The organism is Erwinia persicina (assembly GCF_019844095.1).
GTDB lineage: Bacteria > Pseudomonadota > Gammaproteobacteria > Enterobacterales > Enterobacteriaceae > Erwinia > Erwinia persicina.
On the sequence record NZ_CP082141.1, the window covers coordinates 1,132,099 to 1,152,256 of the forward strand.

General features: G+C 53.2%; 17 protein-coding genes. 10 read left to right on the forward strand and 7 right to left on the reverse strand.

Translation table 11 applies throughout. The features are described from left to right. Positions 1-57: 57 nt before the first annotated feature. Both pdxJ and acpS read left to right on the forward strand, forming a co-directional pair. The gene (gene pdxJ, locus K6L24_RS05160; RefSeq protein ID WP_062744597.1) at positions 58-789 is read left to right on the forward strand and encodes a pyridoxine 5'-phosphate synthase; all 732 of its coding nucleotides are present in this window, start codon (positions 58-60) and stop codon (positions 787-789) included. Next, complete coding sequence (acpS, locus tag K6L24_RS05165) at positions 789-1,169, forward strand: holo-ACP synthase (protein ID WP_062744600.1); 381 nt, start codon at positions 789-791, stop codon at positions 1,167-1,169. Before pdxJ ends, acpS begins: the two co-directional genes overlap by 1 nt. Here acpS and K6L24_RS05170 read toward each other — a convergent pair. From K6L24_RS05170 to K6L24_RS05190, 6 genes are all read right to left on the reverse strand, one after another. Then, positions 1,166-1,420 carry a YfhL family 4Fe-4S dicluster ferredoxin gene (locus K6L24_RS05170; protein WP_118663418.1) on the reverse strand — a complete coding sequence of 85 codons (255 nt, stop codon included), beginning with the start codon at positions 1,418-1,420 and terminating at the stop codon, positions 1,166-1,168. The genes acpS and K6L24_RS05170 overlap by 4 nt on opposite strands. Before the next feature lie 57 nt (positions 1,421-1,477). Beyond that, positions 1,478-1,600, reverse strand: coding sequence for a hypothetical protein (locus tag K6L24_RS22370; protein WP_255210142.1), 123 nt, complete (start codon positions 1,598-1,600; stop codon positions 1,478-1,480). Between the two features lie 85 nt (positions 1,601-1,685). Beyond that, on the reverse strand, positions 1,686-2,651 hold the full coding sequence (locus tag K6L24_RS05175; protein ID WP_245006714.1) for a nucleoside hydrolase: 966 nt from the start codon (positions 2,649-2,651) through the stop codon (positions 1,686-1,688). A gap of 164 nt (positions 2,652-2,815) precedes the next feature. Further along, positions 2,816-4,003: a nucleoside transporter C-terminal domain-containing protein gene (locus tag K6L24_RS05180; RefSeq protein WP_062744606.1), complete on the reverse strand. Its 1,188-nt coding sequence runs from the start codon at positions 4,001-4,003 to the stop codon at positions 2,816-2,818. A 90-nt stretch (positions 4,004-4,093) separates the two neighbouring features. Next, positions 4,094-5,302 (reverse strand): PfkB family carbohydrate kinase, encoded by a 1,209-nt coding sequence (locus K6L24_RS05185; protein ID WP_222682012.1) that lies wholly within the window; start codon positions 5,300-5,302, stop codon positions 4,094-4,096. A 465-nt stretch (positions 5,303-5,767) separates the two neighbouring features. Then, entirely contained in the window at positions 5,768-6,607 is an 840-nt protein-coding gene (locus K6L24_RS05190) for a MurR/RpiR family transcriptional regulator (RefSeq protein ID WP_062744608.1), read from the reverse strand. A 183-nt stretch (positions 6,608-6,790) separates the two neighbouring features. Here K6L24_RS05190 and murQ point away from each other — a divergent pair, with 183 nt between their 5' ends. The 4 genes from murQ to tadA are packed head-to-tail and all read left to right on the forward strand — an operon-like array spanning position 6,791 to position 10,248. Then, positions 6,791-7,693 carry an N-acetylmuramic acid 6-phosphate etherase gene (gene murQ / locus K6L24_RS05195; RefSeq protein WP_274603500.1) on the forward strand — a complete coding sequence of 301 codons (903 nt, stop codon included), beginning with the start codon at positions 6,791-6,793 and terminating at the stop codon, positions 7,691-7,693. Between the two features lie 20 nt (positions 7,694-7,713). Next, the gene (locus K6L24_RS05200; protein WP_062744612.1) at positions 7,714-9,078 is read left to right on the forward strand and encodes a PTS transporter subunit EIIC; all 1,365 of its coding nucleotides are present in this window, start codon (positions 7,714-7,716) and stop codon (positions 9,076-9,078) included. A gap of 3 nt (positions 9,079-9,081) precedes the next feature. Then, positions 9,082-9,720: a phosphatidylglycerophosphatase C gene (yfhb, locus tag K6L24_RS05205; RefSeq protein WP_062744614.1), complete on the forward strand. Its 639-nt coding sequence runs from the start codon at positions 9,082-9,084 to the stop codon at positions 9,718-9,720. 48 nt (positions 9,721-9,768) lie between these two features. Further along, on the forward strand, positions 9,769-10,248 hold the full coding sequence (gene tadA / locus K6L24_RS05210) for a tRNA adenosine(34) deaminase TadA (RefSeq protein WP_118665652.1): 480 nt from the start codon (positions 9,769-9,771) through the stop codon (positions 10,246-10,248). Positions 10,249-10,290: 42 nt separating this feature from the next. On the opposite strand, the gene mltF is transcribed toward tadA, so the two are convergent. Beyond that, positions 10,291-11,748: a membrane-bound lytic murein transglycosylase MltF gene (mltF, locus tag K6L24_RS05215; RefSeq protein WP_062744617.1), complete on the reverse strand. Its 1,458-nt coding sequence runs from the start codon at positions 11,746-11,748 to the stop codon at positions 10,291-10,293. A gap of 270 nt (positions 11,749-12,018) precedes the next feature. Here mltF and purL point away from each other — a divergent pair, with 270 nt between their 5' ends. The 4 genes from purL (at position 12,019) to glrR (ending at position 20,017) form a co-directional block, all read left to right on the forward strand. Beyond that, a complete protein-coding gene (gene purL, locus K6L24_RS05220) occupies positions 12,019-15,903 on the forward strand; it encodes a phosphoribosylformylglycinamidine synthase (RefSeq protein ID WP_222682013.1) in 3,885 nt (1,294 codons plus the stop codon). A gap of 669 nt (positions 15,904-16,572) precedes the next feature. Beyond that, positions 16,573-17,955, forward strand: a complete 1,383-nt coding sequence (locus tag K6L24_RS05225) for a HAMP domain-containing sensor histidine kinase (RefSeq protein WP_194716011.1) — start codon at positions 16,573-16,575, stop codon at positions 17,953-17,955. Further along, on the forward strand, positions 17,955-18,686 hold the full coding sequence (qseG, locus tag K6L24_RS05230) for a two-component system QseEF-associated lipoprotein QseG (protein WP_118663433.1): 732 nt from the start codon (positions 17,955-17,957) through the stop codon (positions 18,684-18,686). Before K6L24_RS05225 ends, qseG begins: the two co-directional genes overlap by 1 nt. Further along, positions 18,683-20,017 (forward strand): two-component system response regulator GlrR, encoded by a 1,335-nt coding sequence (gene glrR, locus K6L24_RS05235; RefSeq protein ID WP_062744627.1) that lies wholly within the window; start codon positions 18,683-18,685, stop codon positions 20,015-20,017. The genes qseG and glrR overlap by 4 nt, the downstream gene beginning before the upstream one ends. Positions 20,018-20,158 lie beyond the last annotated feature (141 nt).

A 20,158-nucleotide genomic window follows, 5' to 3' on the forward strand; every position in this document is an offset into this window, starting at 1 on the left:
GTGTGCTGCGATCGTTGTACACTTCTTAAATCCCTTCGCAATTTTCCGAGGACTATCATGGCAGAGCTGTTGTTAGGCGTTAACATCGATCACGTAGCTACCGTTCGTAATGCCCGTGGCACGCACTATCCCGATCCGGTGCAGGCGGCTTTTATCTCTGAGCAGGCGGGGGCCGATGGCATTACTGTCCATCTGCGGGAAGACCGCCGTCATATTACCGATCGTGACGTGCGCATTCTGCGTCAGACCATTCAGACCCGAATGAATCTGGAGATGGCGGTGACGGATGAGATGGTCGATATTGCCTGCGAGATCCTGCCGCACTTCTGCTGCCTGGTACCGGAGAAACGTGAAGAAGTGACCACCGAAGGCGGGCTGGACGTGGCCGGCCAGCAGGATAAAGTGACGGCTGCGGTAAAACGGCTGAATGATGCCGGCATCCTGGTTTCCCTGTTCATCGACGCTGACCATCGCCAGATTGATGCCGCCGTCGCCGCCGGCGCGCCTTATATTGAGATCCACACCGGTGCTTACGCTGAAGCCGAAGAAGGCCCGGCACGCGATGTTGAACTGGCGCGTATTGCTGACGCGGCTACCTACGCCGCCGGTAAAGGTCTGAAGGTGAATGCCGGGCATGGCCTGACCTACCATAACGTACAGCCAGTTGCCGTGCTGCCGGAGATGCACGAGCTGAACATCGGCCATGCCATTATCGGGCGTGCGGTATTTAGCGGCCTGGCTGACGCGGTGAAAGAGATGAAGCAGCTGATGCGGGAAGCGCGCCGTTAATGGCTATCCTCGGCCTTGGTTCTGACATTGTGGAGATCGCCCGCATCGAAGGGGTGATCTCCCGCTCCGGCGACCGCCTGGCAAAGCGCGTGCTCAGCGCCAGTGAATGGGCGCAGTATCAGGCGCATCAGCAGCCGGTGCGCTTCCTCGCCAAGCGTTTCGCGGTAAAAGAGGCGGCAGCCAAAGCCTTTGGCACCGGCATTCGCGGTGGTCTGGCGTTCAATCAGTTTGAGGTTTATAACGATGAACTTGGCAAACCCGGCCTGCGATTTTTCCAGCATGCCAGTGAAGTCGCGGCGAAGCTCGGGGTGGTGCACGTACACGTGACGCTGGCCGATGAACGGCACTACGCCTGTGCCACGGTGATTATCGAAAGCTAGCTGGCAGGGTGCAGTTCCACAAACTTCTCCCACAGCTGATCGTGACTTTCGCTGCGTTGCGGGTCGACAATGATGGTGTTATCAATGGGGCAAACCTGCTGGCAGGTGGGGGCGTCGTAGTGACCGATGCATTCCGTGCAGCGGTCAGCGTCGATTTCATAGAACTCGTCACCCATGGCGATCGCTTCGTTAGGGCACTCGGGTTCGCACATATCACAGTTAATACATTTCTTAGTGATCAGCAGCGCCATCGTTCTTTCATCCAGTAACCGGTTAAAGTGCGCGGGTATTATACGCACACTGACTGTTCAGACCAGCTTTTTCACCTGAGTTTCATTGTGGTGAATACGGCTGGAAGTGCGATCCGGGTTGTCTGCTCCGCGGTTACAGTGGACGATAGACTGCGGTAACGTATCCCTGTTACGGGGCATCAATACATCCTCTTTACTGGTTTCGTTTATTCAGGTCGCTATTCTGCTAAAAATGACTGGCGTTTGAGGCAGTCCTTTTTTTATATCATAATGACATTATGTTAGACGAAATAAGCTCTAAAAGAGCTTTACTGTCAACATCTAATATGATGTTTACGTTATATAAAGGACGTTCATTAGAAATAATTGCATTTTCATTAACGAGTTCTTTCTCTGTTCTGGCGAAACATTGCCCGTATTTTTCTTTTGAAGTGTAGTCAATTTCAATACTACCTTTAATGCCTGAAAATAAACCAGGATTTATTACATAGGCAATTGCGCAAGGATCATGTAGGCAAGGATCTTTCATCGCATATACTCGTGACATACTGGCGGAAATCTGTGCTACATGATTTCCAGTCTCAAGAATGTTACATAACCCTTTACGAATATCTACTTTTTCTGTGACATCCAAACCCAACATCGTCACATGCCTGGCAGTATCAAAAACAATATGGGCAGCATGGGGATCAACATAAAAATTAAATTCAGCATAAGCAGTGATATTGCCAGGACAGAAAGCAGCGCCACCCATCAGCACAATATCTTTAATATTATCAGCCAGTGCAGGCTCTTTAATAAGCGCTAATGCAATGTTAGTTAGGGGGCCTATAGGGCAGATTATAATTTCTCCGGGGTTTTCCATTACGGTTTTAATAATAAAATCCACGGCATGGTAACCAGAATCTTCCTGGACTGGTTCAGGTAGTTCTATGCCGCCAAGTCCATTTTCACCATGAACCATGGTCGTTTTTCCCGCAGCGAACATAAGTGGACGGGAAGTACCTTTAAATACAGGGATGTCACTTTTTCCAGCAAGCTCTGTAATTTTCCTCGCGTTTTTAAATGTTTTGTCAACACTAATATTGCCGGCAATAGTGGTGATACCCATTAATTTTATTTCAGGATCTGCTATCGCTAATAGTATTGCTATAGCATCATCTATTCCAGGGTCACAATCAATTATTATTTTTTTTACCATTTTTATTTTTTTCCTGATAGGGTTAGACATTGATATTTTTTATCCCTTTACTAGGGGAATAACAACTTAATTATACATTTAGTATTTAAGTTTTTTTGCAGGTTTTGTTAAAAGTCTTTCTACTATTGAAGAGCAATAATATAACATTATATCCTTAGTGTTTTTCACCTGTCTGATTTCCAGATGTTAGTGGTTTAAATAACGATTCCTACTATTGAAGATGAAAGGAAACTGACCAGTGTTGATCCTACTATTAATCTAAAACTATTGGATGCGATCATTTTACCATGCTCTTTACTGATATTACTCACGCAGCCTATGATCATAGCGATCGATCCTAGATTCGAAAATGAGATCAGGAATACAGACATTATAGCCTCTGATCGCGTATCAATGCTTGTCATTTTAATAAATTCAATTATCGCAACAAATTCATTTGCCATTATTTTTGTTGCGATAACTTGTCCCATCTTTATTGTTTCATTCCACGGGATCCCCATAAGAAAGGCGAATGGTGAAAACAGATATCCAATCAGTTCCTGGAATGTTTTTCCTAAAGCGTAACTAAAAATATCATTTAGCATCGCAATCAATGCAATGAAACCAAGCAGTGCGGGTACAACAGCAAGTAGAACTTTAAAACCATCTTGCATATGCTCAATGAGCATCTCGAAAAATGATTTTTTATTCCCCTCCGCTTCTGGGTGTAATGATGCATTTACAGCTGCTGGTTCACCAGGGTTTATTAGTGAAACTATTATAATAGTGCTAAAAAAATTCAAACAAACGCCTATAAATACATAACGTGGTTCAAGCATCTGTGTATAAGCTCCCAGAATAGCCAAATCCACGGTAGAGAGCGAACAGGCCGCAATTGTATACATCTGTGGCTGTGTTAATCGGGGGATATATTCTTTTATAGAAACATAAACAGCCGTCATTCCGACTGCAATAGTATTTACTGCAGCAAATGATTCCAGCTTGCCCAGTTTAGAAATTCTGTTAATACTGGAGCCTATGATAATTATAAAGATATTAAGGATTTTAAAGTGTTTTAATAATCCGATTAAAGAGCAAATGAAAACCAGAGGCAGCAATGCAACAACAATAAACGCGGGTGATGATTTGTTTGTGATTTCACCGAATACGAAATTAATCCCCTGATTGGCGTAATGAATAAGATGTTCTATTCTGGATTCAATATAGTTTAATGAGTTTTCCCCCGCTGAAGTATGCATTAAAACCAGAGTGGTGATAAATTCAATGCTAAGAATAATAATAATGGGTCTTGCTCTCCTGAGCATATCCTTGCGACTGAAACTAATAGCAGCAGTGATTATTATAATAAATAATAAGCTTAATGAAAATATGAAATATTTCATAGTATGCCACCTTGTATAGGTTAAACTGTGCTAAATTAAAATATTTTAATATTACGCGGTTTTCTGAAGTCTCAAAGGCGCTTTAAAAAATTATTCTCTGTATTTTCCTTTGAGTAGTCGATCAGACACGCCTTCTTTTGCTGGCATTGACGAGGCACCTTTTTTCTCTACAGCAAGAGAAGCATAAGCCACTGCGTACCGGATAGCATTGTCCATGCTACTGCCTTCCGCTATCTTTGCGGCTAATGCACCATTAAAAGCATCTCCGGCACCACTGGTATCAACTACCGCCGCTGAGATAGCCCGAAACCTTTTCATCACGACACCATTATAATAAATAGCGCCTTGTTGGCCCTGTGTCATAATGATTTCATTGACACCCATGCTGTGTATTTTTTTTAAAGCAATATCAGCATCATCATTAGTGTTTATTTTTATTCCTGAAAGAAGTTCTGCCTCTTTTTCGTTCGGTGTCAGTAGATCAACAAGATGTAAGTGTGAAAGTATATCCTCAGAGTAGGGTGCCGGGTTGAGAATGATATAACATCGATATGCGCTGGCGATTTCTAGTGCAAGTTTAGTTGCCTGTATATTGTTTTCTAATTGAGTCAAAAAAACCTTTGCTTGCATAATATTTATTTGTTCGCTAAGTATTTCATGCATATCAATGTTTTCATTTGCACCAGGATCAATAACGATATTACTATTCCCTTGTTCCATTTCAATCATGACTAATGCACTTCCTGTCTTTAATTCAGTATCTCTGATTATAGTTGTTTTGTTTATGCGTGACCCCTGAAGGTATCGTTCTGCAATATCTCCTGGTGCATCATTCCCAACTTTAATAAAAAGATGAATGTTATCATTAAATTGGGATGCTGCAATTGCCTGATTTGCCCCTTTCCCTCCAGGGAAAAACTCTGTTGAAATTGCTTTTATTGTTTCCCCTACGGCAGGAAAGTGCATAACTTCGGTAACGATATCAAGATTAAATGATCCGAAAATATAAATTAAATTTGACAACGCTTTGTGAGTTTTATCTTCAATTTTTACGTATGACGGAAAGTCTATTCCTCGCTTCTGGTTTAATAGTTCATTTACGTTTTTTTCGATATTTAAATTTTTTATTTTCGCTCCGCCATAAAACTTACTTGCGATGCCTTGATGGCATAACTGATCTATGTAGCGTCTTACGGTTCTTTCTGTGACTTTCAAAACCAGTGAAGATTCCCGGATATAAATAACCCTATCTGCTACAAGTTTTTTTCGGAGATAATCAATAGCCTGAGTTTTATTCATTAGCCCTCTCTTGATATCTATCATATATCTTGCTGATACATATGCTGTAAGCACTATCACAAAAATTGTCTAAGACTGGACAGCTAATAGTCCGATTCCGTGAACAGATAAGTTTGTCGCTATTTCCGCATTATCTGTATTGGCTTGCTCTTACATTGGCATCAAAAATCCGACTCTCCTCTTTTTCATTTCTTCCTCGTTAACCTTCGTTGAACCCGATAATACATCAACATGTTTTGATATGAAGTGAAATCAGGTCATCTTGTACTGAAATTGGTAGGGTTTGTGTTGCTAACTGCATCGACAGGGAAAAGCAGGGATGTTATTAATAACCTGCAGATTACAAAGGAAATTGTATCGGTGCTTAGAGATATCACATTGGATATATTTTTTAATGGGCAGCGACACCATCGATCTCAGTCAAAAACAGGTTAAAGTGCGCGGGTATTTACGCGCACTCTCTGCTCAGACCAGCTTTTTCACCAGTGCTTCGCTGTGACGGATATGGCTGGAAGCCCGTTCCGGATCGCGCTGGATCAGCGCCATAAACAGCAGGTCGGTCAGCGCCAGTTGCGCAGTGGTTGACGAGATGGCCGCGCTTCGCGTTGTCTGCTCTTCTGCCACGGTGTACAGGCAGTGGCTGGCTGCCTGCTGGAGAGTGTTGGGCGTGAATCCCGTAAACGCCAGTACGGTGGCGCCGATGCGCTGGGCTTCCTGGGCGGCCAGGTTAATCTCGCGGCGTTCGCCAGTGTAAGAGATCGCCAGCAGCACATCGCCCACCTCTAAGGCCTGAACGCTGGCCAGCAGGGCATGCATATCCTGTTCCGCCACCGCGCTAATGCCAATCTTCATCAGCTTCCAGGAAAAATCTTTGGCAACCAGGCCGGAAGCGCCGATACCTACCAGCACGATACGTCTGGCCTGCTTCAACAGGCGCAATGTTTCCAGGAGCATCTCTTCACTGTTAATATCCAGTGTGGCGCGAATCGCGGAACACTTCTCTGTAAACAGCTTTTCTCCAACTACTTTCAGCGCATCATCACTCAGAATATGATTATGAACGGTGATCGCATCCTTCTCCGTAAGTGATTCACTCAGTGCCAGCTTCAGTGCCGGAAATCCTTTGTAGCCCAGTTTCTGGGCGAATTTTACTACGCTGGACTGACTGACCCCTGACTCATCCGCCAGTTTCTGTGAACTCAGATGACGGGCGCGGTCCGGCTGCGACAGCAGGTAGTCAGCAAGCCGACGTTCATTCAGAGCCAGGCTGGGATAAAGCTGACGGATACGCAGCAGTGAACTCATCATTTTTCCTCTTACGAATCAGGCTCATCATATTGAATTATCTGTAATGATAACATTCAGTGTCCTAAGTCTAACGTGCCATTTTAAGGTTTCCATGATTAAAAAGGGTAAAATGGGTTACGGCAAAGAATAAAATATTCGTATATATTTATCTTAAGATGAATTAAAAATTCAAAAAAGAGGATGTTCATGGATCTTGGTTCACTGGTATCAGAGATGCGTAATCCGGAGACGCTCGACCTGGATAATTTGTCAACGTTAGAGATGTTGTCGAGATTTAATCAGCAGGATGCCACCGTGGCGGAAGCCGTCCGTCTGACGCTGCCGCAGGTGGCGGAGGCCGTTGATGCCGCCGCCGCCGCACTCTCTTCCGGCGGCCGGTTGATCTATATGGGGGCCGGCACCAGCGGACGGCTGGGCGTGCTGGATGCGTCCGAATGCCCGCCAACCTTTGGCGTACCGCACGGCATGATTGTCGGGCTGATTGCCGGCGGCCCGGGTGCCTTACTGAAAGCAGTAGAAGGCGCTGAGGACGATGAACAGCTGGGGATCGCGGATTTACAGGCGCTGAACCTGACGCCTAACGATATGGTGGTGGGGATAGCCGCCTCCGGGCGCACGCCATACGTGACGGGTGCGCTGCGCTTTGCCCGCCAGCAGGGCTGTCGTACGGCGGCAATCTCCTGCAACCCCGACTCCCCCATCGCCCGTGAAGCGCTGATTGCCATCTCGCCCGTGGTTGGCCCGGAGGCGCTGACCGGATCAACGCGCCTGAAATCGGGAACGGCCCAGAAGCTGGTGCTGAATATGCTCTCTACGGGGGCCATGGTTAAAATCGGTAAGGTCTACCAAAACCTGATGGTGGACATGCAGGCGACTAATATCAAACTGGTTGATCGCGCGCGGCGCATGGTGTGTGAAGCTACGGGCTGCGATGCGCAGCTGGCTGAGAACGCCTTACAGCAAGCGCAGTACGAAGTGAAAACCGCGATTCTAATGATTCTCGCCGATCTTCCGGCTGACCAGGCAAAACAGCGACTGATTGCCTGTAACGGCTTTTTGCGTGCGGCACTCGCCAGCGACTAATGGCATAAAAAGGATCCTCCATGGAAAAATCTCTCCAGCTGGCACAGGCGTTATTGCAGGGTATTGGCGGCGCGGCCAATGTTATTCGACTGGAAAACTGCATGACGCGCGTACGCGTCGAGGTCCGTGACGAAAGCCTGCTGGTGCCGGACGAGTTGCGCCGGCTGGATGGGATGAAAGGCTACGTTAAGCAGGGCAGTCAACATCAGTTTATTGTGGGGCCGGGGGCGGCAGCCAAAGTGACCGATGCGATGCGCACCCTGATTTCAGCGCCCGGGTCGGCTGACGCAGCGGCGATGGTCAGACAGAATAAGGCCCAGGCGAAAGCGCAGTATCGCGCTCCTTTCAGCGATGCGTTGCGCCAGCTGGCGAATGTCTTTATTCCACTGATCCCGGCTTTTATCGCCTCCGGTTTGATCACCGGGCTGATTAATATTGTTAAACGCCCGGATATCGTGGGTAACCTCGCCACTGAGTATCCCAATCTTATCGGGCTGGCGGCGATTGTTGGCAGTGCGGTTTTCGCCATCATGAACATTCTGGTCGGGGTGAATACGGCCAAAGTCTTCGGCGGGTCGACCGCGCTGGGTGGCGTTATGGCGGGCATCCTTTCCAGTCCGGCGCTGGCGCAGATCACCCTGTTTGGCGAACCGCTCCAGCCAGGACGCGGCGGGGTGATTGCCGTCTTGCTGGTGGTGGTCATGATGTGCTGGATTGAAAAACGTCTGCGACAGCGGCTGCCAGAGTCTCTGGAGCTGATCCTTAACCCGCTTCTGACTACACTTATTACAGCATCACTGGCGATTGTGCTGTTACAGCCGCTGGGCGGTATGATTTCAGACGCCATTGCTCATGGGGCCACGCTGGCCATCGATCGCGGCGGAATGCTGGCAGGAGCAGTACTGGCGGGAACCTTTTTACCGCTGGTTCTCACCGGCCTGCACCAGGGCATGGTGCCGATCCACGTCGAGCTGGTGCAGGCGCACGGCTATAACGCGCTGCTGCCCATTCTGGCGATGGCCGGGGTAGGGCAGGTCGGCGCGTCGCTGGCGGTATTAATGAAAACGCGGAATGCCAGGCTGAAAAAGCTGGTTAAAGGGGCACTGCCGGTGGGGATCCTCGGCGTGGGCGAACCGCTTATCTTTGGTGTTACGCTTCCGCTCGGACGCCCTTTTATCGCTGCCTGCCTGGGGGGGGCAGTTGGCGGCGCGGTAATCAGTTATGCTAAGGTCGCTACCCTCATTACATTCGGGCTTTCCGGCCTGCCGCTGGCGATGACCATCGTGGCTGGCAAAGTGCTGATGTATCTGGCGGGTTGGCTGACAGCCGTCATTTGCGGTTTTCTGTTTGCATGGTTTATGGGGTTCAATGACCCTGAGGAGTAAGGTTTGACAACCAGTCGGGAACGACGCGTGGTATTTTTTGACCTTGATGGCACCCTGCATCAGCAGGATATGTTCGGCACGTATATGCGCTGGCTGCTCTGGCGTCAGCCCCTGAACCTGCTGCTGGTCGTGCCGCTGCTGCCAGTGATTGGTCTCGGCCTGTTGGTTAAAGGGCGTGCCGCACGCTGGCCGATGAGCCTGTTGCTGTGGTCAATTACTTTTGGCCACAGTGAGGCACGCCTGACGGAGCGTGAGCAGCAATTTTCTCACTGGTTCCGTCAGCGAGTGACGGCGTTTCCCGTGGTGCAGCAGCGGCTGACGGACTACCTCACCAGTGAGGATGCCGACGTCTGGCTGATCACCGGGTCGCCACAGCCGCTGGTGGAGCAGGTCTACTTTGATTCGGCTTTTCTGCCGCGGGTTAAACTGATCGCCAGCCAGATGGGGCGAGCCTGGGGAGGACGGGTGCTGGCGATGCGCTGCCTGGGCCATGAAAAAGTTGCGCAGCTGGAAGAGCAGATTGGTACCCCGTTACAGCTTTACAGCGGTTACAGCGACAGTAAGCAGGACAATCCGCTACTCTATTTTTGCCAGCATCGCTTCCGGGTTACCCCGGTGGGAGAGCTACAGCAACTGGAATAACCGACAATTAAAGATATAATGTCGCGCTTTTTTTTGCCGGAGATGCGGGTGACTGAGAATAATGATGAATTCTGGATGCGCCATGCGCTGACACTGGCCAGGCGTGCCTGGGACGAGGGAGAAGTCCCCGTGGGCGCTGTGCTGGTGTATCAGGGGCGGGTAATTGGTGAAGGCTGGAACCGTCCAATCGGTCACCACGATCCGACGGCACACGCCGAGATGATGGCGATCCGGCAGGGGGGAAAGGTGATTGAGAACTATCGCCTGCTGGACACCACGCTGTACGTCACTCTGGAACCCTGTGTGATGTGTGCAGGGGCAATGATTCACGGGCGCGTAGGGCGGTTAGTGTATGGCGCGCGCGATGCAAAAACCGGAGCGGCAGGTTCACTGCTTGACGTGCTGGGGCACCCGGGAATGAACCATCATGTACAGACGGAACAGGGTGTCCTGGCGGAAGAGTGCGCTGCGCTGTTGAGCGATTTTTTCCGCCAGCGTCGTGCTGAAAAGAAAGCCCAGCGCCTGTAGGAGGGATTTTCTGTTGCGGTCTGCCCGTCAGGCTGCGTCGGTTTAGTTTAACGCGATTTTCGCTTCTACTGTCGGGTAACCGCTGCCCAGTTCGGCCTCCATAGCCGCCTGCTGTGCCAGCTTTCTCTCCTGATCCTGCAGATAGCCGACCAGACTCAACTGATATTTGCGGATATTTTCCACGTAGGCATAAGCTTCATGGCCGCGGGCGTAGCCGTAGGTGGTCTGGCTGTAGTAGCGTTTCTGACTCAGCATCGGCAGGCGCACTTTCACATCGGCCCAGCTATCCGGATCCCCTTTCTGCTTTTCCGTCAGCTTGCGTGCATCAAGCATATGGGCGTACCCCATGTTATAGGCCGCCAGCGCAAACCAGATACGTTCATCTTCCGGCACGGTGGACGGCACTTTCTCCATCATGCGCACCAGATACTCACTGCCGCCGCGAATACTCTGCTCCGGATCGGTACGGTCACTGACGTTCAGGCTGTCAGCGGTGTTACGCGTCAGCATCATCAGGCCGCGTACCCCGGTCGGTGAGGTGGCCTGCGGGTTCCAGTGTGATTCCTGGTAGGAGATGGCCGCCAGCAGACGCCAGTCAATAATCTGGGCGTACTTCTCGAACAGCGGCTGAATGTCCGGGAGCGTGCCGTCGATGGCGCGCAGGAAGGTCCGCGTGTCGACATAGTCAAACGTGCCGACGTGACCCAGATACTTCTCATCCAGTCGGGCCATCGCGCCTTCTTCGCCCATCTGATTAAAGAAGTCGAGCAGGGCCGCATTCATGCTGTCGTCCTGCTCATGCTGCACGTACCAGGTCACCGGCTCTTCATCAGTGATGTCAAAGGCCACCGCCAGCTGCGGATGGATCCGCTGCATCAGGGCAATGGTGACCGAATCCCCTACCGTATAGTCGAGTTTGCCATCCGCTACCGCCTCCAGCAGGCCCTGGGGGGTCTGATCGGTGGAGATCGCCCAGTCGAGGTCGGGATACTGATGCGCTTTCACATTGCGCAGCGTTGACAGATAAGCTGACCCGGATGCCGCCGTCAGGCGACCTTTCAGATCGCCGAGGTTTTTGGGGCGAGGAGCGCCAATGCGGTACACCAGCTGTTGGGAAACGGAATAATAGGACGGGCCCGCACGAAAACGCGCCAGCCGTTCATTATTATAAATTAAGCCGGCCGCCAGCAGATCGGCCTTATCATCTTCCAGGTCATCAAACAGATCGCCCAGGTTAGGGCGAACGGTAACTTCGAGCTTCACGCCTAAATAACGGGCGAAGCGCTTCGCCAGCTCGTAGTCCATACCCGCTGGTGATTTATTAACCGTGTAGTAAGTCAGCGGAGAATTAATCGTGCTGACACGAAGCACTCCCCGCGATTTTATCTGTGCAATCCGGTCGGTGGAGCCCCCGTACCACGGGATAGACGGCCACAGCGCAAGCGCCAGAAGTACCGTGATCAGCCCGACCAGCAGATAATTAAATTTAAGGCGTTTCAAATAGTTATCTCTCGATGGTTCTCAGGTATCTGTCTTCTATGGCAGTATTTGTGATCTATAATTGGCCCTGAGCGTGGGGCATTCTGCGCAACTCCGCGCGGCTCCGCAACTGAATTCCATCCGATTTGTGTGTTTTTCAGGCAATTCCTTATCGCGATAAATTCTGCGCAAACGGTTTCGTAACCGGTGCGGATTCACTATAATACCGCCCGTTTTCCCCTGTTGCGCCCAATGAAGCGTCGCCCGGCGCTTCGAGACGAGAGATCTTTAATGATGGAAATTCTGCGTGGTTCGCCCGCTCTGTCGGCATTTCGTATTAACAAACTGCTGGCCCGCTTTCAGGATGCTCACCTGCCGGTGAGTGACATTTACGCTGAGTACGTCCATTTCGCTGATGTCAGCACGCCGCTGAGTGCGGATGAAAAATCCCGTTTGCAGCGCCTGCTGAAATACGGCCCCTCTCTCGCTGAACATACCCCGGAAGGTCGTCTGCTGCTGGTGACGCCTCGTCCCGGTACCATTTCGCCCTGGTCTTCCAAAGCGACGGATATCGCCCATAACTGCGACCTGCCGCAGGTGCTGCGTCTGGAGCGCGGTCTGGCTTTCTATGTCAAGGCGCCACAGTTAACGGAAGCACAGTGGGGAGCGCTGGCGGCCCTGCTGCACGACCGCATGATGGAAACCGTGTTTACGGATCTGAATCAGGCCGACGCGCTGTTCGTTCAGCATCAGCCTGCGCCGGTACAGAGTGTAGACGTGCTGGGTGAAGGGCGTAACGCGCTGGTTCAGGCCAACATTAAACTGGGGCTGGCGCTGGCCGATGATGAAATCGACTACCTGCAGGCGGCGTTTGAACAACTGGGGCGCAACCCGAACGATATCGAACTGTACATGTTTGCTCAGGCCAACTCTGAGCACTGCCGCCATAAAATCTTCAACGCCGACTGGGTGATTGACGGGCAGGTTCAGCCGAAGTCGCTGTTCAAAATGATTAAAAATACCTTTGAGAAGACCCCCGATCACGTGCTGTCAGCGTACAAAGACAACGCCGCCGTGATGGAAGGTTCTCAGGTCGGGCGCTTCTACGCTGACGCACAGGGCCATTACGACTTCCATCAGGAAGAGGCTCATATCCTGATGAAGGTGGAAACCCATAATCACCCGACAGCGATCTCGCCATGGCCGGGTGCCGCGACCGGTTCCGGTGGCGAAATCCGCGATGAGGGGGCGACCGGGCGCGGCGCAAAACCTAAAGCCGGTCTGGTCGGGTTTTCCGTATCAAACCTGCGTATCCCTGGCTTTGAACAGCCGTGGGAAGAAGATTTCGGCAAACCCGATCGCATTGTTACCGCGCTGGATATCATGACCGAAGGCCCTCTGGGCGGCGCGGCGTTTAATAACGAATTTGGTCGTCCTGCTCTGAATGGCTACTTCCGTACCTACGAGGAGCGCGTCAACAGCCATAATGGCGAAGAGTTGCGCGGCTACCACAAGCCGATCATGCTGGCGGGCGGTATCGGTAATATCCGTGCCGATCACGTACAGAAAGGTGAAATCACCGTCGGTGCCAAACTGATCGTGCTGGGTGGCCCGGCGATGAATATTGGCCTGGGCGGCGGGGCCGCCTCCTCAATGGCGTCGGGCCAGTCGGATGCAGACCTCGACTTTGCTTCAGTGCAGCGTGACAACCCTGAGATGGAACGGCGCTGTCAGGAAGTGATCGATCGCTGCTGGCAGTTGGGTGAAGCGAACCCGATCCTGTTTATCCATGACGTGGGAGCAGGCGGTCTTTCTAACGCCATGCCGGAGCTGGTCAGTGATGGCGAACGTGGCGGACGCTTCAATCTGCGTGACATTCTGAACGATGAACCCGGCATGAGCCCGCTGGAAGTGTGGTGTAACGAGTCCCAGGAGCGCTATGTTCTGGCCGTCTCCCCGGACAGCCTGGCGCTGTTTGATGCCCTGTGCCAGCGTGAGCGTGCGCCTTACGCGGTGATTGGTGAGGCTACCGAAGAGATGCACCTGTCCCTGTCGGACAGCCATTTCGGCAATACTCCCATTGATATGCCGCTGGACGTGCTGCTGGGCAAGACCCCGAAAATGACCCGCGACGTTGCCACGCTGCAAGTGAAAGGCGAGCCGCTGATACGTGACGGGATCACCGTGGCGGATGCGGTAAACCGTGTCCTGCACCTGCCGACCGTGGCAGAGAAGACCTTCCTGATCACCATCGGTGACCGTTCGGTCACCGGCATGGTGGCCCGGGATCAGATGGTCGGGCCATGGCAGATCCCAGTGGCCAACTGTGCAGTGACCACCGCCAGCCTTGACAGCTACTACGGTGAAGCCATGGCGCTGGGCGAACGTGCTCCGGTGGCGCTGCTCGACTTTGCCGCCTCCGGTCGCCTGGCCGTAGGGGAAGCGCTGACCAATATCGCGGCGACGGCCATCGGCCCGCTGACGCGCATCAAACTGTCGGCAAACTGGATGGCTGCTGCCGGTCACCCGGGCGAAGATGCCGGGCTGTATGAAGCAGTGAAAGCCGTTGGTGAAGAGCTGTGTCCGGCGCTGGGGATCACCATCCCGGTCGGCAAAGACTCTATGTCGATGAAAACCCGCTGGCAGCAGGGAAGCGAACAGCGTGAGATGACTTCTCCGCTGTCGCTGGTGATTACCGCCTTTGCCCGCGTGGAAGACGTACGGAAAACCGTGACCCCGCAGCTGCAGACGGGTGACAATGTCCTGATGCTGATTGACCTGGGTAAAGGCGTGAATGCGTTGGGGGCAACGGCGCTGTCGCAGGTCTACCGTCAACTGGGCGACAAGCCTGCCGACGTGCGTGACGTGCAGCAACTGGCGGGCTTCTATAACGCTATCCAGGCGCTGGTGGCGGATGGCAGGCTGCTGGCCTACCACGATCGCTCTGACGGCGGCCTGCTGGTGACGCTGGCAGAGATGGCCTTTACCGGCCACTGCGGCGTAGAGGTTGACATTGCGGCGCTGGGCAGCGACAGCCTGGCGGCCCTGTTTAATGAAGAACTGGGCGCGGTTATCCAGATCGCGGCCGCCGATCGTGAGGCGGTGCAACAGGTGTTTGCCGATCATGGCCTGAGCGACTGTGTTCATCTGCTGGGCCGGGCCGTGGAAGGCGATCGCTTTGTGGTCACTTCAGGCGATGCTGCCGTCTACAGTGAAAGCCGCACCACGCTGCGTACCTGGTGGGCAGAAACCACCTGGCAGATGCAGCGCCTGCGCGATAACCCGGCCTGTGCCGACCAGGAACATGACGCGAAGAAAGATGACCGCGATCCGGGCCTGAACGTGGCGCTGACCTTTAAGCCACAGGAGGATATCGCAGCGCCGTTCATCGCGACCGGCGCACGTCCGAAAGTGGCGGTGCTGCGTGAACAGGGCGTTAACTCACACGTTGAGATGGCGGCGGCCTTCCACCGAGCCGGTTTTGACGCCGTTGACGTGCACATGAGCGATCTGCTGGCAGGCCGTCGCGGCCTGGCTGACGTCCAGGCGCTGGTGGCCTGTGGCGGCTTCTCCTACGGTGACGTGCTTGGGGCAGGCGAAGGCTGGGCGAAGTCGATTCTGTTTAACACCCGCGTGCGCGACGAATTCGAAACCTTCTTCCACCGTCCGCAGACCCTGGCGCTTGGCGTCTGTAACGGCTGCCAGATGATGTCAAACCTGCGCGAGCTGATCCCGGGCAGCGAAGAGTGGCCGCGCTTTGTGCGTAACCAGTCCGAGCGTTTTGAAGCCCGCTTCAGCCTGGTGGAAGTGGCGGCCAGCCCGTCGCTGCTGTTGGAAGGCATGGCCGGTTCACGGATGCCGATTGCGGTATCGCACGGTGAAGGTTTCGTGGAGGTGCGCAGCGAGGCGCATCTGGCCCAGCTGGAAAGCAAAGGTCTGGTGGCGCTGCGCTTCGTCGACAACTTTGGCAAGGTGACGCAGCAGTATCCGGCGAACCCGAACGGCTCGCCGAACGGCATTACTGCTGTGACGAACGAAAGCGGCCGGGTGACCATTATGATGCCGCACCCGGAGCGCGTTTTCCGCACGGTCAGCAACTCCTGGCATCCGGCAGAGTGGGGCGAGGACAGCCCGTGGATGCGTATCTTCCGCAATGCGCGTAAACAATTGGGCTAAATCCCTGCCTGAGTGAATCGCAGTACATCCTCACCGGCCTCTCAGGAGGCCGGTTTTTTTGCTTTCACGGCGGTCAGACGGACAGTGTTGCCATTTCACTACAAAGCCGCCCTAAGTCTGTCTCCAAAAGGAGACGTTTAACTCACTGATTTTTAATACTTGTTTTTTCCTGCTATCGGGATGTAGTCATTTGGCGACAGTTTTGCAGACCTGATGGTCAAAAATGGGCGATGTCACTGGCAGGTGATTATTAATAATCAACTATTTCAGTAAGTTAAAAATTTATTTCCAATGTGGCACAGTTATTGCTATATTATCGTCAGTGGCTCATTCACCTGGTTATGACAGCCCTGCGCAAGCGGTCAAGTGCCCATAACACCCAGAATGACGCACAATACGGTGCCTGTCGTCCACCACACCGATAATCGTTCACGCTGTGACGTTATCAAACATCGGACGCAACGTTGAGTTAGGCACCACCTATTCAGTTACGCAGGCTTACCGGCGTAACGCCAGTGGCCGGTTCTTTGAACCGGCCATTTTCATTTTATCCCCGTGCACTTTCTTCTCCGTCCACTCTCAGCTAGCATCGCCTTAACTACTGCAAAGAGAACCTGTGTCGTGAAGAAATGGCGTCTGTTACCGCGATCGTTACGTCAGCTGGTGCTGATGGCCTTTTTACTGGTGTTATTACCCTTGCTGGTGCTGGCCTGGCAGGCATGGGAAAGCCTGTCGGCACTGAGTGACCGGGCGGCCGATACCAACCGTACCACGCTGACCGATGTGCGCCGTAGCGAAGCTATGGCGCGCACGGCGCTGGAGCTGGAACGCAGCTACCGTCAGTATTGTGTGCTGGACGACCCGATGCTGGCACGGCTTTATCAGACGCAGCGGAGCCGCTATTCGCAAATGCTGGATGCCCACGCACCGGTGCTGCCGGATATGCGCACCTGGCAGGTATTGCGTCAGAACCTGACGCAGCTGAGCCAGATTAAGTGCGTCAACAGCAGCCCGCTACCTGCGGCAGCCGATCAGCTTGAAGCGTTCTCTGCTGCTAACGGTCAGCTGGTGCAGGCCACGCGTGAAGTGGTGTTTTCTCGCGGCCTGCAACTGCAGCGTGAGATTGCCGAACGTGGCCAGTATTTTGGCTGGCAGGCGCTGCTCCTGTTTCTGCTCAGTTTCGGGTTGGTTATGCTGTTTACCCGGATGATTATCGGCCCGGTGAAAGCGGTTGAGCGCATGATCAACCGCCTGGGGGAAGGTCGTCCGCTGGGACAAAGCCTCGCCTTTAAAGGGCCTCGCGAGATCCGTTCCCTCGGGCAGCGTATTCTCTGGCTCAGCGAGCGTCTGGCCTGGCTGGAGTCCCAGCGGCATGAGTTTCTGCGCCATATCTCCCACGAATTAAAAACCCCGCTGGCCAGCATGCGTGAGGGCACCGAGCTGCTCGCCGATCAGGTCGCCGGGCCCCTGACGCCGGATCAGAAAGAGGTTGTCAGCATTCTTAACGACAGCAGTCGTCATCTTCAAACGCTGATTGAGCAACTGCTGGACTATAATCGCAAGCTGGCCGATGGTCCGGTAGCGCTGGAGGATGTTGAACTGCGCCCATTAATCGATACATTGGTTTCCTCCCACAGTCTGACGGCCCGCGCTAAACTGCTTCATATCCACATTGATTTGCAGGCAGACCACTGCCGCGCTGAGCCGACATTGTTATTAAGGGCCATCGATAATCTTTACTCCAATGCGGTACACTACGGCGCAGAATCCGGAAATATCTGGATCCGTAGCCGGCAACAGGGCAGCCGTGTGGTGATTGAGGTGGCCAACACCGGAACCCCCATTCCTGCAGCGGAACGGGCGATGATTTTTGAACCCTTCTTCCAGGGAAATCTGCAACGTAAAGGGGCGGTCAAAGGCAGCGGACTGGGGCTGAGTATTGCCAAAGACTGCCTGCGCCGGCTGCAGGGAGACTTACAACTGATCGACAGCGTTGATGCTGATGTCTGCTTCCGTATCGAATTAAACACCACCGCCGGGACATTATCATAATGGAATCATCACGTTTTACTGCCGCAGTGCAACACGGGCATTCAGGCAGATTTACGGTCATTGTCTTACTGGCGCTGAGCCTGCTGGCCTGTAGCCAGCCAGCCACTCAACGCGCTGCCAGCCGTGCGGATATCCAGGTGAGCGAACCTGACGTCAAAATTGTCGATTATCAAATGGTCGCCTGCGAACACCTCTGGGCATTTGACGATGTGGCCGCGACCGAAAACCCCCTGTACTGGTTGCGAGCCATTGATTGCGGTATCAGGCTGTCGGCGGTGGATGCCCGGGCTGAGGCGCGTCGCTGGCCCGGGGATAACTGGCAGAGCGCCTTCAAACAGGCGGTATTACTCAATAATGGCAACGTGACCCCTGTTGAGAGACGTGCCTTCCTTAAACGCCTGGACAGTTTCAGCTATGATTATCCCGCATCGGTGCGTCCATTAATGATGTTGTGGCGTGAAGGGCAGGGATCTCTGTTGCAGCTCTCTGAAGAACGGATGCGCTATGCCCAGCTGCAGGAGAGCAGTGATAGTCAGCTGGACGCGCTTCGTCAGAAGCAAATGAGCCTGAAAAGCGAGCTGGTCGTGACCCGGCGTAAACTCGATACCCTGACGGATATTGAACGCCGTCTGTCTTCGCGTCGCTCCCCGGATGGCCCGGAGACGAACAGCCACGGCGATGACACGTCCGTACCGACTGATAACCCGTCACAGGATGATGCCAACCCATGATCAAAAAATCAGCAAGGTTGCTGCTGGTCGATGACGATCCCAGCCTGTTGAAATTGCTGGGGATGCGCCTCAGTAGTGAAGGTTTTAGTGTTACGACCGCTGAAAGTGGCCCTGAGGCGCTGCGGGTGCTGAATCGCGAGACGCTCGATCTGGTGATCAGCGATTTACGTATGGATGAAATGGACGGCATGGCGCTGTTTGCGGAAATCCAGAAACTGCAGCCGGGGATGCCGGTCATTATACTCACCGCCCACGGCTCGATCCCTGACGCAGTGGCGGCGACGCAGCAGGGCGTTTTCAGTTTTCTCACCAAGCCGGTCGACCGCGATGCGCTGTATAAAGCTATCGACGGGGCGCTGGCCCACCGCGCCCCTTCCAGCGATGAAGCCTGGCGTGAAAGCATTGTCACCCGCAGCCCGGTGATGTTGCGTCTGCTCGATCAGGCGCGGATGGTGGCGCAGTCGGATGTCAGTGTCCTGATCAATGGTCAGAGCGGCACCGGTAAAGAGGTGCTGGCCCAGGCGATCCACGCCGCCAGCCCACGCGCGGGCAAAACCTTTATCGCCATTAACTGCGGCGCACTGCCGGAACAGCTGCTGGAGTCAGAGCTGTTCGGCCATGCGAAAGGGGCTTTTACCGGCGCTGTCAGCAGCCGTGAAGGGCTGTTCCAGGCTGCTGAGGGCGGTACGCTGTTCCTGGATGAGATTGGTGATATGCCGCAGGCTTTACAGGTCAAGCTGCTGCGCGTGCTGCAGGAGCGAAAGGTTCGCCCGCTGGGCAGCAACCGCGATCTCGACATTGATGTGCGCATCATCTCTGCCACACATCGTGATTTGCCTAAAGCGATGGAAAAGAAAGAGTTTCGCGAAGATCTGTTCTACCGTCTTAACGTGGTCAATCTCAAGATCCCGGCCCTGCATGAGCGCGCTGAGGATATCCCCCTGCTGGCTAATCATCTGCTTAAGCAGTCTGCCGAACGGCATAAGCCTTTTGTACGTAGTTTCTCCACCGATGCGATGCGCCGCCTGATGGCTGCTGCCTGGCCGGGCAACGTCAGGCAACTGGTGAATGTGATTGAGCAGTGTGTGGCGCTGACGTCCGCTCCGGTAATCGGGGAGGCACTGGTGGAACAGGCGCTGGCCGGCGAAAATACGGCGCTGCCGACTTTTGCAGAGGCGCGTAATCAGTTTGAGCTTAACTATCTGCGTAAACTGCTGCAAATGACCCGGGGCAATGTCACTAATGCCGCACGGCTGGCGGGACGTAACCGCACGGAATTCTATAAACTGTTATCGCGGCACGAACTGGATGCTGCCGATTTTAAAGAATAATTTTCACTGCGGTTAGCCCGTCCGGTTATGGTAGTTTATCTGCCTGAAAAGAGACGGACATCCGCTATACCCGTGAAGATGACCGGTTTACCCGCCACGAGCAGGCAGGCTGAGTATGACGGGTATATAGTTAACTGATTA

Coding starts and splice junctions, on each gene's coding strand:
- pdxJ (WP_062744597.1), top strand. CDS start 58: ATGGCAGAGCTGTTGTTAGGCGTTAACATCGATCACGTAGCTACCGTT.
- acpS (WP_062744600.1), top strand. CDS start 789: ATGGCTATCCTCGGCCTTGGTTCTGACATTGTGGAGATCGCCCGCATC.
- K6L24_RS05170 (WP_118663418.1), bottom strand. CDS start 1,420: ATGGCGCTGCTGATCACTAAGAAATGTATTAACTGTGATATGTGCGAA.
- K6L24_RS22370 (WP_255210142.1), bottom strand. CDS start 1,600: ATGCCCCGTAACAGGGATACGTTACCGCAGTCTATCGTCCACTGTAAC.
- K6L24_RS05175 (WP_245006714.1), bottom strand. CDS start 2,651: ATGTCTAACCCTATCAGGAAAAAAATAAAAATGGTAAAAAAAATAATA.
- K6L24_RS05180 (WP_062744606.1), bottom strand. CDS start 4,003: ATGAAATATTTCATATTTTCATTAAGCTTATTATTTATTATAATAATC.
- K6L24_RS05185 (WP_222682012.1), bottom strand. CDS start 5,302: ATGAATAAAACTCAGGCTATTGATTATCTCCGAAAAAAACTTGTAGCA.
- K6L24_RS05190 (WP_062744608.1), bottom strand. CDS start 6,607: ATGAGTTCACTGCTGCGTATCCGTCAGCTTTATCCCAGCCTGGCTCTG.
- murQ (WP_274603500.1), top strand. CDS start 6,791: ATGTTCATGGATCTTGGTTCACTGGTATCAGAGATGCGTAATCCGGAG.
- K6L24_RS05200 (WP_062744612.1), top strand. CDS start 7,714: ATGGAAAAATCTCTCCAGCTGGCACAGGCGTTATTGCAGGGTATTGGC.
- purL (WP_222682013.1), top strand. CDS start 12,019: ATGATGGAAATTCTGCGTGGTTCGCCCGCTCTGTCGGCATTTCGTATT.
- K6L24_RS05225 (WP_194716011.1), top strand. CDS start 16,573: ATGGCCTTTTTACTGGTGTTATTACCCTTGCTGGTGCTGGCCTGGCAG.
- qseG (WP_118663433.1), top strand. CDS start 17,955: ATGGAATCATCACGTTTTACTGCCGCAGTGCAACACGGGCATTCAGGC.
- glrR (WP_062744627.1), top strand. CDS start 18,683: ATGATCAAAAAATCAGCAAGGTTGCTGCTGGTCGATGACGATCCCAGC.